Raw genomic sequence first — 14884 nt, 5'->3', positions numbered from 1 at the left:
TGTTCTAAAGATAAAAACATTGTCTTATTTCATATAAGGTCTTATTTTTTTTTTTCAATACTATTTTTTTAATTATTTATTGATATATTAAATTCATTTTTTATCAAAATATTCATCCATTTTAGATTGATGTTATAATGGATAAATATTTTAAAAAAATTAATTATAAAATAAAACGACTAAGATCTTCATTAGATATCAATTGATCTAAATGCTGTCCTACATATTTTGAATCAACTGTAATAGTATTACCTTGATTTTCAGTTGCATTAAAAGATATGTCTTCCATTAACTTTTCTAATACAGTATGTAATCGACGAGCACCAATATTTTCCATAGATTCATTAACTTTCCAAGCAGCTTCTGCAATATTACGTATTCCTTCTTTTGTAAATTTTATATGAACACCTTCTGTTTTCATAAGTGCTTGATATTGTACGGTAATAGATGCTTTAGGTTCAGTTAAAATTTTTTCAAAATCATCAATAGTCAATGCTTGTAATTCTACTTTTATTGGAAGCCGTCCTTGTAATTCAGGAATTAAATCAGAAGGAGTAGATGTTTGAAAAGCACCAGATGCGATAAATAAAATATGATCTGTTTTAACCATTCCATGTTTAGTAGACACAGTACAACCTTCAACTAATGGAAGTAAATCTCTTTGAACACCTTCTCGTGAAATGTCTGGGCCAGAAGAATCACCTCTTTTGCATATTTTATCGATTTCATCAATAAAAACTATACCATTTTGTTCTACTGCATTAATTGCTTCTTTTTTTATCTCTTCTTGATTAATTAATTTAGCAGCTTCTTCTTCTGTTAATAATTTAATAGCATCTTTAATTTTAAGACGTCGATTATTCTTTTTGTGTCCTCCTAAATTTTGAAATAAAGATTGCAATTGACTGGTTAATTCTTCCATTCCTGGCGGAGCCATGATTTCAACGCCCATAGTTGTTGTTAATACGTTAATTTCTATTTCTTTTTCATCTAACACTCCTTCTCTTAATTTTTTTCGAAATGTTTGAATAGTATTTAATAAACTTTCATTTTTTTCATTTTCTGTCCAATTTTTATTAGGTCTAGGAACTAATACATCTAATATTCTTTCTTCTACAATTTCTTCAACGCGTATTTTATTTTTTTCAATATTTTTTATGCGTATCATTTTTATTGCAGCATCAGTTAAATCGCGAATGATTGAATCTACTTCTTTTCCTACATATCCTACTTCAGTAAATTTAGTTGCCTCTACTTTAATAAAAGGAGAATTAGCTAACTTAGCTAAACGTCTTGCGATTTCTGTTTTTCCTACTCCTGTAGGACCAATCATTAAAATATTTTTAGGTGTAATTTCATGTCGTAGCTCACTATTTAATTGCATTCGACGCCAACGATTTCTTAATGCGATAGACACAGCTCTTTTTGCTTTTTCTTGACCAATAATAAACTTATCAAGTTCAGAAACAATTTGAGGAGGAGTCATTTCAGACATAGAGATATTCCTTATTTTTCTGAAAATAGTTCTTTTATAGTAAAAGTATGATTTGTATAAATGCAAATATTTGCTGCAATATTCAATGATTTTTCTACAATTTCGTTTGCATTTAAATCTGTATTGTCTATTAATGCTCGAGCAGAAGATTGAGCATAAGAACCACCTGATCCTATAGCTATTAAGTCATCTTCTGGTTGTATGACATCTCCATTACCTGTAATAATTAATGATGTTTCTTTATCTGCTACTGCTAATAATGCTTCAAGTTTTCGCAGCATTCTATCAGATCGCCAATCTTTTGCTAATTCAATAGCTGCGCGTTGTAATTGACCTTGATATAACGACAATTTTTTTTCAAACATTTCAAATAAAGTAAATGCATCTGCAGTTCCTCCTGCAAAACCAGCAATAACTTTCCCACGATAAAGAGATCTAATTTTTTTAACATTACTTTTCATAATGGTGTTGCCTAAAGTTGCTTGCCCATCACCTCCAATTACTACTTTATTTTTTAATCTTACACTTAATATTGTGGTCACAAGAGAAGCCTCTTTAACATAACGTTTTTATTTTTTACACATTTCTAATTTTGCATAAAAAATATATTATATAAAATATAATTTGCTATTTTTATTTTACATAGTAAATTATTGTTAATTTTTACTTTTCAAATAAATCATGTAAAAGAAATATTTTTTAATTATTTAATTAAATTTATTTTTTAAAGATCATGCTTTATAAATTTTCTAATTTTTTAATATATTTCCATTTTTCTTTTGGCTTAGGAGGTAATAAATTTTCATTTTTACTATGTTGCGTTAAATGATGATCTTTTTTAGATAAACGTTTAACATTTACATTTAAATGAATTAAAGAAATAAATATTGATATTAATATGCAAAGTATATATGTGTTTAATTTTATATTTTTTTTATTTTTTTTGTATTTTTTAAAATACATGGAATTAATTTTATTTTTATCATCATACATATATTTTATATATATTATTGGTCTATAAGAATATATATTACTAATTTTTTACTATTAATATACTAATAATTGTATAATAGAGTAGACATTATAATCAATTTAGGAAAAATTTTTTATGAAAAAAAAAATCCATCCTCATTATTCTAAGATAACAGCTACTTGTTCTTGTGGAAACATAGTTGAAGTTTTTTCTACTATCAGTCATAATTTAAATTTAGATATATGCGCAAAATGTCATCCATTCTATACAGGAAAGCAAAGAGTTATTGATACTGGAGGTCGTGTTGAAAGATTTAAAAAACGTTTTAAACTTACTAAAAAAAAAATAATATAAATTTTTTTATTTAAGCATCTAATATACATATTTTTAGATGCTTAAAAATGATAAATATTTTTTTTTTCAAAAAAAACAGTTTTATACTTAACAGTTAAGTCGAATTTGAAAAATAATTTCTTAAAGCTAAGTAAATAGATTGAGCAATTTTGTTTTGGTAATCTGTTGTTCTTAGTTTTTTTTCTTCTACAAAATTTGTAATAAAACCAGTTTCAATTAATATAGAAGGTATATTAATACAACTTAATATTCCTAAACTAGCATAATTTGGATGTATTTTGTGTAGTTTTATATTTTTTTTTAGTTGTTCAAGTATATGTTTAGATAAATCTAACTCTATTTTTCGAAAATTATTAAACTGTAAATCAAGAATAGTTTTTTTTAAAAATATATCGTATTTATTTTGGTTAAATATATTTTGAATATTTTTAGAAAAAGATACTATGGATTTGTTATTTTTTAAATAATTATTAATTTCACGATTCATTCTAGCATTGGAAATTATCCATACAGATGCTCCTGATATATATTGTTTTTTAGAAGAGTCTGCGTGAATAGAAATTAATAAATTTATTTGATTATTTGTAAGAAATTGTCTTCTTTTTTTAAGTGAAAGATAATAGTCATTATTACGTGTTAGAATTGCATGAAACATTTTATTATTGTTTAGCAATTTCTTAATTTGAAGTGCGATTTCAATATTAACTTTTTTTTCTTGTAATCCTTTATGACCAATAGCGCCTGGATCTTGTCCTCCATGTCCTGCATCTATTGCTATAATAATTTTTTTTAATAAATTATTCTTATGTATTTTATTAAATTTATTTTTTTTTAAAAATAAACAGTTTTTTTGAATTGTTTTTTAATAAAATATTTTTTTTATTATTAGCTTGAATTGGCAATGCGACTAAAAAAATAAAAAATATTATCCACTTGTAGGAATTATAACAATTCATATTTTTTCCTTTTATTTTTTATTTTTATATATTTCTCTTGAAAATTATTTTTTTTTTAATTTTATAAAATAAATTTTTTTATTAAAATGCAATTATTTAATGATGTGATTGGAGCGGGAAACGAGATTCGAACTCGCGACCCCAACCTTGGCAAGGTTGTACTCTACCAACTGAGCTATTCCCGCAAATTTTATAAGTGATAATTAATAGTTTTAATGTGAATATATTTTATATATATAAAATATATTTTTCAAGCTTTCTTTTATAAAAAAAGTTATTTTTTTAGAGATTTTATAAAATTTTTTCTATAAAAATCTAATTCCATTATAGATTCATGAATATCTTGTAACGCTCTATGATTGTTCTTTTTTTTAAATTTATTAAAAATGGTGGGATTCCAACGAATAGCTAATTCTTTGAGAGTACTAACATCTATACATCGATAATGAAAATAATTTTCTAGTTTAGGCATATATTGAAATAAAAATCTTCGATCTTGACCAACACTATTTCCACATATTGGAGATGATTGAATGGGTACCCATTTTTTTAAAAAGAGAATGGTTTCTATTTCTGCTTGATGTTCATTATATAAACTATTTTCAACTTTTTTAATTAATCCACTATTTGTATGAATAACAGTGTTCCATTTATCCATTTTTAAAATATCTTCTTTTTTTTGTTTTATAGGAATTACTGGACCTTCTGAAATTATATTTAAGTCACAATCTGTAATTAATGTTGCAATTTCAATAATACGATGTATTTTTGGATTTAGTCCAGTCATTTCTAAGTCGATCCAAATAAGATTTTTTTTACTAAAATTCATGTTATTTTTTATGTAACCTAAATGTTTTTATTTTTTACGTGTCTAACTTGTTTTTTTACTATTAGTTAATAATTTTTTAATATGGGTTTTATTTTTATTACATATATTTATAGAAAAAATATTGCTATTAAGAATGTTTTTATTTATACAAATTTGAATAAAATAATTACAAATTGCTAGACAATATTTTTTTAAATTATTTCTTAATATAAAATTCTTATTTGTAATATAGCACTATATTTATTATATATTCAAGAGAGATAAATTTTTTATGAAAAACATTAATTTTGATCATACTAAAGCTTACCAAGATCTAAAAAATCATTTTAGAACAATGAAAAATATTCATTTAAAAGATCTTTTTTCATCTGACATAAATCGATTTAAAAAATTTTCTATTTTATTTAAAAAAGAAATATTAATTGATTTTTCAAAAAATCGTATTAATGATGATACTTTAATGTATTTATTAAATTTGGCTAGAGAAACTGATGTAAAATCTATTATAAAAGAAATGTTTTCTGGATTTAAAATCAATAAGACAGAAGATCGTTCTGTATTACATATTGCACTACGTAATAGAAGTAATTCTCCTATTATAGTAAATAATTCTAATATTATGCTCGAAATTAACAATGAACTTGAAAAAATGAGACATTTTTCAAATTGTGTCATTGATGGAAAATGGAAGGGTTATACTGGAAAAACCATTTCTGATATCGTTAATATTGGTATTGGTGGATCGGATTTAGGGCCTTATATGGTAACTGAAGCATTGCGAATATATAAAAATCATTTAAATATACATTATATATCAAATATGGATGGTACTCATATTACTGAGGTTTTAAAAAAAATTGATCCGGAAAAAACACTATTCTTGATAGCGTCTAAAACATTTACAACAGATGAAACCATAACTAATGCTCATAGCGCAAAAACATGGTTTTTGCGTTATACAAAAGATATTAGTACTTTGGAAAAACATTTTTTTGCTTTATCAGCTAATGTAAAAAATGCTTTGAATTTTGGAATTCATATTAATAATATTTTTAAATTTTGGGATTGGGTTGGTGGTCGTTTTTCTTTATGGTCTGCAGCAGGTTTATCTATTATATTATCAATCGGATTTAATAACTTTGAGAGATTCTTAGATGGTGCTCATGATATGGATAATCATTTTCGTGATACTGATTATAGTAAAAACATTCCGATATTGTTAGCTCTAATTAGCATTTGGTATGCTAATTTTTTTGGTTCAGAAACAGAAGCTATATTGCCATATGATCAGTATATGCATCGTTTTTCTGCATATTTTCAACAGTCTAATATGGAATCTAATGGAAAATCAATTAGTAGAAACGGAGAAAAAATATCTTATCAAACAGGTCCTATTATTTGGGGTGAACCTGGCACTAATGGTCAACATGCATTTTATCAATTAATACATCAGGGAACTAAATTAATTCCTTGTGATTTTATTGCTCCAGTATTGTCACATAATAATATAGGTCATCATCATACAAAATTAGTATCTAATTTTTTAGCTCAAACTCAAGCACTGGCATTTGGCAAATCTGAAGATGATGTTTTAAAAGAATTAATATTATCCTCAAAAGATAGAAGTAGTATTAATAAAATTTTGCCTTTTCATGTATGTAAAGGAAACCAACCTACAAATTCATTTTTCATTCGAAAAATTACTCCTTATACATTAGGGGCGTTAATTTCTTTATATGAGCATAAAATTTTTGTTCAGGGTTATATATTAAATATTTTTAGTTTTGATCAATGGGGGGTAGAAATAGGAAAAAAATTATCACAAAATATTTATAATTATTTAAAAAATAATATTCAAGATAAACGTTATGATTCTTCTACTGAAGGGTTAATTCATTTTTATCAATCTTTTATAAGATAAAAATGTTAATATTTTAAAAATAGAAACATGTATAAAATAAAAAAGTCAATCAAAAAATTAATTTTTTATAAAATTAAATTAGAAAACTATAAATATGTTATTACACAATTATTTTATGATTCTAATTTTATAGAATATAGGTGATTATTATGCTTTTATTTATTAAATTAAAAATACAAAATTTTGGTCAATTTTTAAGTAATATGATAATGCCTAATATAAGTATTTTTATTACATGGGGAATCATGACTGCTTTGTTTATACCATTCGGATGGTATCCTAATAAAATTTTAGAGCAGTTAATATCACCAATTATTTTTTATCTTTTGCCTATTTTAATTGGATACACTGGAGGTCGTTTAGTTTCTGGTGATAGAGGAGGATTAGTAGGAAGCATAACTACGATAGGAGTAATTACTAGTACGAATATGCCTATGTTTCTAGGTGCAATGATTTCAGGTCCATTAGGTGGTTGGATTATAAAACGTTTTGATAAAATAATAGAAAATAGAATAAAAAACGGTTTTGAAATGTTAGTTAATAACTTTTCTGTTGCTATATTTGGAATGTTATTAGCAATAATTTCATTTTTTACTATTGGTCCATTTATTGAATGGATATCTTATTTTTTAGGAAGTTTGATAAAAATAATAGTATCTTATAATTTATTGCCTTTTATTTCTATTATAATCGAGCCAGCTAAAATATTTTTTTTAAATAATGCGATTAACCATGGTATTTTTTCTCCATTAGGTATTCAAGATGTATCAGAAAATCATCGATCTATCTTTTTTTTAATCGAGTCTAATCCAGGTCCAGGATTAGGTGTATTAATAGCATGGTTTTTTTTTGGAAAAGGAGAATTATGCAAGTCTTCAGGAGGGGCTGCAATAATTGAATTCTTAGGAGGGATTCATGAAATTTATTTTCCCTATGTATTGATAAAACCAAAATTAATTGTTGCTTTAATTTTAGGTGGTATGTCCGGTATTTTTATGCTTGTATTATTAAAAGGTGGTTTAATTTCTGCAGTATCACCTGGTTCTATTTTATCTATTTTAACTATGACACCTAAAGGTTTTTATTTGTCTAATATTATTGCTATTTTTTGTTCTTTTGTAGTTTCTTTTATTAGTGCTTCTTTATTATTAAAATTTAATTTTTACACAAATGAAATAAAAAATTATAAAAACATCAAAATAAAAAAAAATATTTTAGATTCAAAAATATTACAAGATGATCATAATATCTGTACATTTTCTTCGTGTGGTCGAATTAAAACTATTATTGTTGCTTGTGATGCAGGAATGGGTTCAAGCGCAATGGGTGCAAGTATTTTACGTAAAAAAATAAAAAATGCTAATTTAAATGATATTTCTGTATTGAATATGGCAATTAATTTGTTGCCAAAAAATGCCGATTTAGTAATTACACATCAAAATTTAACTCATCGTGCAAAAAAATATGCTCCTTATGCTCAACATATATCTTTAAAGAACTTTCTTAATAATAACTTTTATGATAATTTAATAAAAAAATTAAAGAATAATATAGTTTCTTTAGATAGTAACCATACTAGTTCTTTTCAGGATAACAATAATATTAATAACAAAAATGTATCAGAGAATTTGTTTCAGTTAACTAAAAAAAATATTTTTTTAAATCAGCATGCAAAAAATAAAGAAGAAGCTATTAATATTGTTGGAAATCATTTGTTCAAACAAGGATATGTTAAATATGATTATATTTATTCGATGATAGAAAGAGAAAAAATATCTTCCACTTGGTTAGGAGAATCAATAGCATTACCTCATGGTACTATCGAAGGAAAAAATTCTGTTTTAAAAACAGGAATAATTTTTTGTCAATTTCCGCAGGGTGTTCATTTTGGAGAAGAAATTGATGATATTGCTTATCTTGTAATTGGAATTGCAGCTAAGAACAATGAGCATATTATGGTGGTAAGTAGTATTACTAACGCGCTAGATAACAAAGATACAATTAAAAAACTATCTAAAACAAGTAATGTAGAAGAAGTTTTATCTATTTTAAGTGTTTAAAAATTTTAATTTTCTATTAACTCTGAATATATTTTTTTGGAACTAATTATGAAAGCACTCCATTTTGGAGCAGGAAATATTGGACGTGGTTTTATTGGAAAAACATTGTTAGAATCAGGTTTTAATGTGGTTTTTTCTGATATAGATCAATCTCTGATAGATTTTATCAATAAAGATCAAGGATATTTCGTTAGAATAATTGGAAAAAATAAAGACAAGACTGTAAGAATTGAAAACGTTAGCGCTATTCATGCTAATAATCCAAAAATTATAGAAATGATTACTTCAGTTAATCTAATTACAACCGCAGTTGGTCCCTTTGCGTTAGATAAAATTGCTTTAATTATTACACATGGAATTATATTAAAAATTAAAATAAAATCTACTCAACCATTAAATATTATTGCTTGTGAAAATAAAATTAAAGCAAGTTCTTTCTTAAGAAAAGCTGTTCTTGAACAATTACCTTCAAAGTATTATGATTATTTAAATCAATATGTTGGTTTTGTAGATTGCAGTATCGATACTATTATCCCCATAATTCATGATAATAAAAATTTTTCATCCTTAATTGTTGAAGATTTTAAAGAATGGATTGTTAACATGAATCAATTTAAAGGAATAATACCTAAAATTATTGATATGCAATTAAGTAATAATTTAAATGCTTTTATAGAAAGGAAATTATTCACGTTAAATACCGGTCATGCTATAGCTGCATATTTAGGTTTAATAAAAAAATATAAAACTATAAAAGATGCTATGTTAGATAAAAAAATAAGTCACATTGTGCGGTGTGCCATGATAGAAAGTGGGGAAGTATTAGTTAAACGTTATAATTTTAATAAAAAAGATCATTTATCTTATATCGATAATATTTTAATTCGCTTTGAGAATCCATTTATATCCGATACTCTTGAGCGTATAGGGCGAAATCCTTTACAAAAATTAGGAAAAAATGAACGTTTAATCAAACCTCTTTTAGGTAGCATTGAATATGGACTTCCTTACACTAATTTAGCAAAAGGTATTGCAGCGGCATTTCATTATAAAAATAAAAATGATTTTGAATCAATGAAAATTTCATCATTAATAAAAAAACAAGGGATTAAGAATAGTCTAGTAGAAATTTGCAATTTATCTATAGATAGTAAAGAATTGTATTCTATTTTTTTAGAATACACATCAATTTTAAAAACAATTATGTAGACGGACTATTTATAAATATATTTTATATCATTATATTAATTTAGAGAGCTAGGTAATGACTATTCATGTATTACCACTTGATTTATCAAATCAAATTTCTTCTGGAGAAATTATTGAACGGCCAGCTTCAGTTATTAAAGAAATCATAGAAAATAGCATAGATGCTGGTTCAAAAAATATTAATATTGAAATTAATAAAAGTGGATTTCAGTCTATTCTTTTAAAAGATGACGGTTGTGGTATTAATAAAAAAGAATTATTGCTTGCAATTACTAGACATGCTACTAGTAAAATTAATGCATTATCAGATTTAGAGGTAATCAGTACTTTTGGATTTCGAGGAGAAGCTTTAGCTAGTATTAGAGCTATTTCAAGATTAACTTTAATATCCTGTAATTCTTCAAATAACATCGGTTGGAAGATATATTCAGAAGGTTTTATGTATGATAAAGATGTTATATTAGAACCAATAGCGCATCCTAAAGGCACTACTATTATAGTGGAAAACTTGTTTTATAATATTCCAGTTCGTCTTAAATTTATACAAAATGAAAAATTAGAACTTTTAAAGATTTTTGAAATAATTAAAAAAATAGCTTTGTCTTATTGTGACATAAATTTTTCATTAAAACATAATAAGAATGTAGTTTTACAATATAATGCTGTAAAGTATAAAAAAAATAGATTAAAAGACGTATTCAGTACTTTTAATATCAGTAATCTGATACAGGTAGAATCAAAAATAGATGATATTTCATTATTTGGATGGATATCACATCCTCAATCTCTTCAAAATTTAAATAATATTAGATATTTTTATGTTAATAAAAGATATATTCGTAACAATAATATTATAAATTCTATTCGTTCTGCTTATCAAAAAATAAAAGAATATAAAAATATATCATTTGTATTGTATTTAAAAATACCTCCTAATAAAATTGATATTAACATCCATCCTACTAAAAACGAAATTAACTTTCATGAGTCTAATAAGATTTACATTTTTATTTATGAAGCTATTTTGTTTCATCTAAAACAATCTAAAGAAAAATATTTTTTAAGTTATTTTTTATTTGAAACGAATAATTTAGAAAAAAATAAAAAAAAATGTTTAGAATCGTTTTATTTGAAATTTCTTACATTAATGTCTTTACATTTTTCTAAAAAATATGTTTTATCTCAAAATAATAATGGAATAAAAAAAAAGATAATAGTTTTATATCTAAAAAATATAAACAAAAAGATTGTTTTTCTTTTGGAAACTTATTAATAGTTGTTCATAAGTATTATGGTTTAATTGTTCATGATGATAACTTTTCATTAATTTCATTTCCTTTTGCTCAAGGAATTGTGAAAAAGCATCAATTAGAAATAAATATCAATGAAAAAATAATACCTAAATATATCTTGACTAATATTAAAATTAATCTTACCTCTAAAGAATACAGCATATTTTTTAAAAACAAAGTAGTATTGTGGAAATTTGGATTTAATTTAATTTTTAAAAAAAAATATATTATTTTAAGTTCAATCCCTTGTTTTTTTAAAAAAAATAATATTAATATATTGATATCAAAATTTTTTGTATTCTTATTGTTTAAAGAAACAGTGTTAATTTCAGATATCATAAATTGGTTTTATAAGCATATTTTTATGGAATTAAAAAACTGGAATTATGCAGATGGCATGTCAGTTTTATTAGATCTTGAATATTTTTTTCCTTTATTTTTAAAAAATCCTCCACCTAAATTGTTACAAAAAATTAATATTAATACAGCGTTATGTATGTTAAAAGTATGAATTTTAAAAACCGAAAAAAAATCCCTCTAGTTTTATTTTTAATGGGACCAACTGCATGTGGAAAAAGTCAATTTGCTATTCATCTTAGAAAATACTTACCAATAGAGTTGATTAGTGTAGATTCTGCTTTAATTTATCGTGAAATGAATATTGGCACAGCCAAACCAAGTCTTTTTGATTTATATCGTCATCCCCATCGTTTGTTAAATATTAGAGATCCTAGTGAAAATTATTCAGCTGTAGAATTTCAAAAAGATGCTCTTAAAGAAATTGATAAAATTATTAATTTGGGTAAAATACCTTGTCTTGTAGGTGGAACAATGTTTTATTACAATGTATTATTAAATGGACTATCTATTTTGCCACCAGCTAGTATAAAAATTCGTGAATATTTGCTCCAAAACAATCATAGAAAAAATTTCTTATATAAAAAATTAGAGTTGATAGATCCTGCCTCTGCCATACGAATTCATAAAAATGATTTTCAAAGATTATTAAGAGCTTTAGAAATATTTTATCTTTCTGGAAAGAATGTAACAGAATTAAAAAAAAACAATAACTATAAATTACCATATAATATTTTACAGTTTGCTATTATACCCCCGAATAAAGAATGGTTAAATAATAAAATCGAATGTCGTGTCAAAAAAATGTTGACTTTAGGTTTTCAAGAAGAAGTAGAAAATCTTTTTTTTAGAGGAGATTTACATATAAACTTACCTGCCATGCGATGCATAGGATATCGTCAAATGTGGGAATATCTTGAATACAAAACTAGTTACAAAGAAATGTTTGATAAGATAATTTATGCAACAAGAAAACTTGCTAAAAATCAATTGACATGGTTAAAAAAATGGAAAAATGTTAATAGAATGCTATCTGACTCTCCTATTGATGTTTTAGTTCAAAAAGTATTGAATTTACTTCAAGAAAAAAATCAATAATGTATTTAAATGTAGTAAAATGAATAGAAAAAATATTATTTGAATTTATTTTTTTTAACTTTTTTTTTTAAAAAAAAGTAATTTTTTAAAACAATGTTTTTAATAGATAATTATATAAAAAACTAATAAATGAGGTATAAGATGGTCTGGAACAAACCCGATGATAATAAACCTGAACTTGATCCATGGGGGGATAAAAACAGTGATAAAAAAAACTGTCCAGACAGTAAGAATAAAAAAAAGAAAATTTTATTAGATATCAAAAATTTTTTATACAGTATAAAAAATGTTTTTATTAAACAAACTAGTTCTTCGAATCAATCTAAAAAAACAATTCATTCTTGTGTAATAATAATATTTATAAGTTTTTTCATTTGGTCTATTAGTGGTTTTTATACTATTAAAGAAGCTGAACGTGGTGTTATTACTAGTTTCGGTAGATTTAGTCATTTAGTTCAGCCGGGATTAAATTGGAGACCAGTTTTTATCAATGAAGTAAAAGCTGTGAATGTTGAAAGTGTACGTGAATTAGCAACTTCAGGAGTAATGCTTACTTCAGATGAAAATGTAGTGCATGTAGAAATGAATGTACAATATAAAATAACTAATCCTGCTGATTATCTTTTTTCGGTTATTTATCCTGATGATAGTTTACGTCAAGCAACGGATAGTGCATTACGAGGAGTTATTGGTCATTCAACTATGGATCGAGTATTAACAGAAGGGAGGACTTTAGTACGCAGTGATACTCAAAAAGAAATTGAAGAAACAATTAAGCCATATAAAATGGGTATAACTATATTAGATGTAAATTTTCAAACAGCAAGACCTCCGGAAGAAGTTAAAGCTGCTTTTGATGATGCAATTGCAGCTCGTGAAAATCGTGAGCAATATGTACGTGAAGCTGAAGCATATTCAAATGAAGTTCAGCCTAAAGCTAATGGTAAAGCACAAAGAATTTTAGAAGAGGCCCGAGCATATTCATCACGTATAATTTTAGAAGCACAAGGAGAAGTAGCTCGTTTTTGTCAAATTTTACCTGAATATAGAAAAGCTAAAAAAATAACTTTAAAACGTCTTTACATAGAATCAATGGAAAGATTATTGGCTAAAAATAAAAAAATATTAATTGATAGACAACATCATCCAATGTTTTTTCTATCTTTAGATAATTTTTTTTCTAATATAAAATCAATAGATAAAAATGTTTCAAGAAACATTAATTTTATTAAAAATAATCCTTATGCTTCCAAAGAAGGTAAACATGTTGATTACTTTTCTTCATTATCTCCTAACGGCATTTTAGAACAACGTCGTATTGATTCAATACGAAGTATTGTTAAAAATTGAGAGAGAAAATGAATATGAATAAAGCTTTTATTTGTCTATCAAGTATTTTAATTCTTTTATTTTCTTCTTCTTTTTTTGTTGTTAAAGAAGGAGAGCGTGGAATTGTTCTTCAATTTGGTCGAGTTTTACGGAATCATGAACAAAAAACTTTAGTATATAATCCTGGATTACATTTTAAAATTCCATTTTTAGAGACGGTTAAAATGTTAGATGGACGAATTCACACTATGGATAATCAGGCTGATCGATTTGTTACAAAAGAAAAAAAAGACCTTATTGTTGACTCTTATATAAAATGGCGTATTAATGATTTTAGTCGTTATTATCTTGCAACTGGAGGTGGGGACATTTTTCAAGCTGAAGTTTTATTAAAAAGAAAATTTAGTGATCGATTACGCTCTGAAATAGGTTGTCTTAATGTAAAAGAAATTGTTACAGATTCTCGAGGTAGATTAACGACAGATGTGTTAAATTCTTTAAATAAAGGTACTATTAATTCAGAGAAAGCATCTTTAATTAATGTTAATAGTATGAATGCGTTAGGGATTCAGGTTGTAGATGTTCGTATTAAGCAAATTAATTTGCCTTTTGAGGTTTCTGATGCAATATATAATCGCATGAGAGCAGAAAGAGAAGCTGTTGCTAGAAGCCAACGTTCTCAAGGACAAGAAAAAGCTGAGAAATTACGTGCAGTAGCAGATTATAAATCATCTATAATACTATCAAAAGCGCAAAAAGAAGCTTTAGTTATTAAAGGTCAAGGGGAAGCGGCAGTAACAAAATTATTTGCAGAAAATTTTAGTAATGAACCTGATTTTTATTATTTTATTCGTAGTTTACGTGCTTACGAAAATAGTTTTAAAAATAATGGAAATATTATGTTGATTAGTTCAGATAATGAATTTTTTAAATATATAAATAAAGTAATTTCTATTGAAAAATAAGATTTCTTAATATTAAGATACAAAGATATATAATAGGTATGATTAA

12 protein-coding genes, 1 tRNA gene and 1 pseudogene are annotated in these 14884 nt (G+C 25.0%); 8 read left to right on the top strand and 6 right to left on the bottom strand.

The genetic code is table 11. The features are described 5' to 3' along the window. Positions 1-163: 163 nt before the first annotated feature. From hslU to AB4W64_RS02970, 3 genes are all read right to left on the bottom strand, one after another. Entirely contained in the window at positions 164-1495 is a 1332-nt protein-coding gene (gene hslU, locus AB4W64_RS02980) for an HslU--HslV peptidase ATPase subunit (protein WP_367677998.1), read from the bottom strand. A gap of 11 nt (positions 1496-1506) precedes the next feature. After that, on the bottom strand, positions 1507-2037 hold the full coding sequence (hslV, locus tag AB4W64_RS02975) for an ATP-dependent protease subunit HslV (protein WP_367677997.1): 531 nt from the start codon (positions 2035-2037) through the stop codon (positions 1507-1509). 196 nt (positions 2038-2233) lie between these two features. Beyond that, a complete protein-coding gene (locus AB4W64_RS02970) occupies positions 2234-2458 on the bottom strand; it encodes a hypothetical protein (protein WP_367677996.1) in 225 nt (74 codons plus the stop codon). 145 nt (positions 2459-2603) lie between these two features. Here AB4W64_RS02970 and rpmE point away from each other — a divergent pair, with 145 nt between their 5' ends. Then, positions 2604-2822 (top strand): 50S ribosomal protein L31, encoded by a 219-nt coding sequence (gene rpmE, locus AB4W64_RS02965; protein WP_367677995.1) that lies wholly within the window; start codon positions 2604-2606, stop codon positions 2820-2822. Positions 2823-2916: 94 nt separating this feature from the next. Here rpmE and AB4W64_RS02960 read toward each other — a convergent pair whose 3' ends face one another. The 3 genes from AB4W64_RS02960 to orn form a co-directional block, all read right to left on the bottom strand. Continuing rightward, positions 2917-3633 (bottom strand): N-acetylmuramoyl-L-alanine amidase, encoded by a 717-nt coding sequence (locus tag AB4W64_RS02960; RefSeq protein ID WP_367678305.1) that lies wholly within the window; start codon positions 3631-3633, stop codon positions 2917-2919. A 254-nt stretch (positions 3634-3887) separates the two neighbouring features. Beyond that, a tRNA-Gly gene (locus AB4W64_RS02955) sits at positions 3888-3963 on the bottom strand. An 89-nt stretch (positions 3964-4052) separates the two neighbouring features. Further along, positions 4053-4607 carry an oligoribonuclease gene (orn, locus tag AB4W64_RS02950; RefSeq protein ID WP_367677994.1) on the bottom strand — a complete coding sequence of 185 codons (555 nt, stop codon included), beginning with the start codon at positions 4605-4607 and terminating at the stop codon, positions 4053-4055. Positions 4608-4878: 271 nt separating this feature from the next. Between orn and pgi the strand changes: the two genes are divergently transcribed. The 7 genes and pseudogenes from pgi to hflC all read left to right on the top strand — a co-directional run bounded on the left by pgi (position 4879) and on the right by hflC (position 14838). Beyond that, positions 4879-6528, top strand: coding sequence for a glucose-6-phosphate isomerase (gene pgi / locus AB4W64_RS02945; RefSeq protein ID WP_367677993.1), 1650 nt, complete (start codon positions 4879-4881; stop codon positions 6526-6528). Positions 6529-6677: 149 nt separating this feature from the next. Continuing rightward, positions 6678-8588 (top strand): PTS mannitol transporter subunit IICBA, encoded by a 1911-nt coding sequence (locus AB4W64_RS02940; RefSeq protein WP_367677992.1) that lies wholly within the window; start codon positions 6678-6680, stop codon positions 8586-8588. 48 nt (positions 8589-8636) lie between these two features. Beyond that, positions 8637-9797: a mannitol-1-phosphate 5-dehydrogenase gene (locus tag AB4W64_RS02935; protein ID WP_367677991.1), complete on the top strand. Its 1161-nt coding sequence runs from the start codon at positions 8637-8639 to the stop codon at positions 9795-9797. 55 nt (positions 9798-9852) lie between these two features. Continuing rightward, positions 9853-11600, top strand: a pseudogene (gene mutL / locus AB4W64_RS02930) (DNA mismatch repair endonuclease MutL). Positions 11601-11641: 41 nt separating this feature from the next. Continuing rightward, the gene (miaA, locus tag AB4W64_RS02925; RefSeq protein ID WP_367678304.1) at positions 11642-12544 is read left to right on the top strand and encodes a tRNA (adenosine(37)-N6)-dimethylallyltransferase MiaA; all 903 of its coding nucleotides are present in this window, start codon (positions 11642-11644) and stop codon (positions 12542-12544) included. A gap of 141 nt (positions 12545-12685) precedes the next feature. Next, the gene (gene hflK / locus AB4W64_RS02920; protein ID WP_367677990.1) at positions 12686-13894 is read left to right on the top strand and encodes an FtsH protease activity modulator HflK; all 1209 of its coding nucleotides are present in this window, start codon (positions 12686-12688) and stop codon (positions 13892-13894) included. A gap of 14 nt (positions 13895-13908) precedes the next feature. Then, positions 13909-14838 (top strand): protease modulator HflC, encoded by a 930-nt coding sequence (gene hflC, locus AB4W64_RS02915; RefSeq protein ID WP_367678303.1) that lies wholly within the window; start codon positions 13909-13911, stop codon positions 14836-14838. The last annotated feature ends 46 nt before the right edge of the window (positions 14839-14884 follow it).

The organism is Buchnera aphidicola (Brachycaudus tragopogonis), from assembly GCF_964059175.1.
Lineage (GTDB): Bacteria > Pseudomonadota > Gammaproteobacteria > Enterobacterales > Enterobacteriaceae > Buchnera > Buchnera aphidicola_BM.
Note: the sequence above shows the minus strand (reverse complement) of the source record. Positions and strands in the feature narration are given on the sequence as shown.

Coding starts and splice junctions, on each gene's coding strand:
- miaA (WP_367678304.1), top strand. CDS start 11,642: ATGGGACCAACTGCATGTGGAAAAAGTCAATTTGCTATTCATCTTAGA.
- rpmE (WP_367677995.1), top strand. CDS start 2,604: ATGAAAAAAAAAATCCATCCTCATTATTCTAAGATAACAGCTACTTGT.
- AB4W64_RS02935 (WP_367677991.1), top strand. CDS start 8,637: ATGAAAGCACTCCATTTTGGAGCAGGAAATATTGGACGTGGTTTTATT.
- hflK (WP_367677990.1), top strand. CDS start 12,686: ATGGTCTGGAACAAACCCGATGATAATAAACCTGAACTTGATCCATGG.
- hslU (WP_367677998.1), bottom strand. CDS start 1,495: ATGTCTGAAATGACTCCTCCTCAAATTGTTTCTGAACTTGATAAGTTT.
- AB4W64_RS02970 (WP_367677996.1), bottom strand. CDS start 2,458: ATGTATTTTAAAAAATACAAAAAAAATAAAAAAAATATAAAATTAAAC.
- AB4W64_RS02940 (WP_367677992.1), top strand. CDS start 6,678: ATGCTTTTATTTATTAAATTAAAAATACAAAATTTTGGTCAATTTTTA.
- hflC (WP_367678303.1), top strand. CDS start 13,909: ATGAATAAAGCTTTTATTTGTCTATCAAGTATTTTAATTCTTTTATTT.
- orn (WP_367677994.1), bottom strand. CDS start 4,607: ATGAATTTTAGTAAAAAAAATCTTATTTGGATCGACTTAGAAATGACT.
- pgi (WP_367677993.1), top strand. CDS start 4,879: ATGAAAAACATTAATTTTGATCATACTAAAGCTTACCAAGATCTAAAA.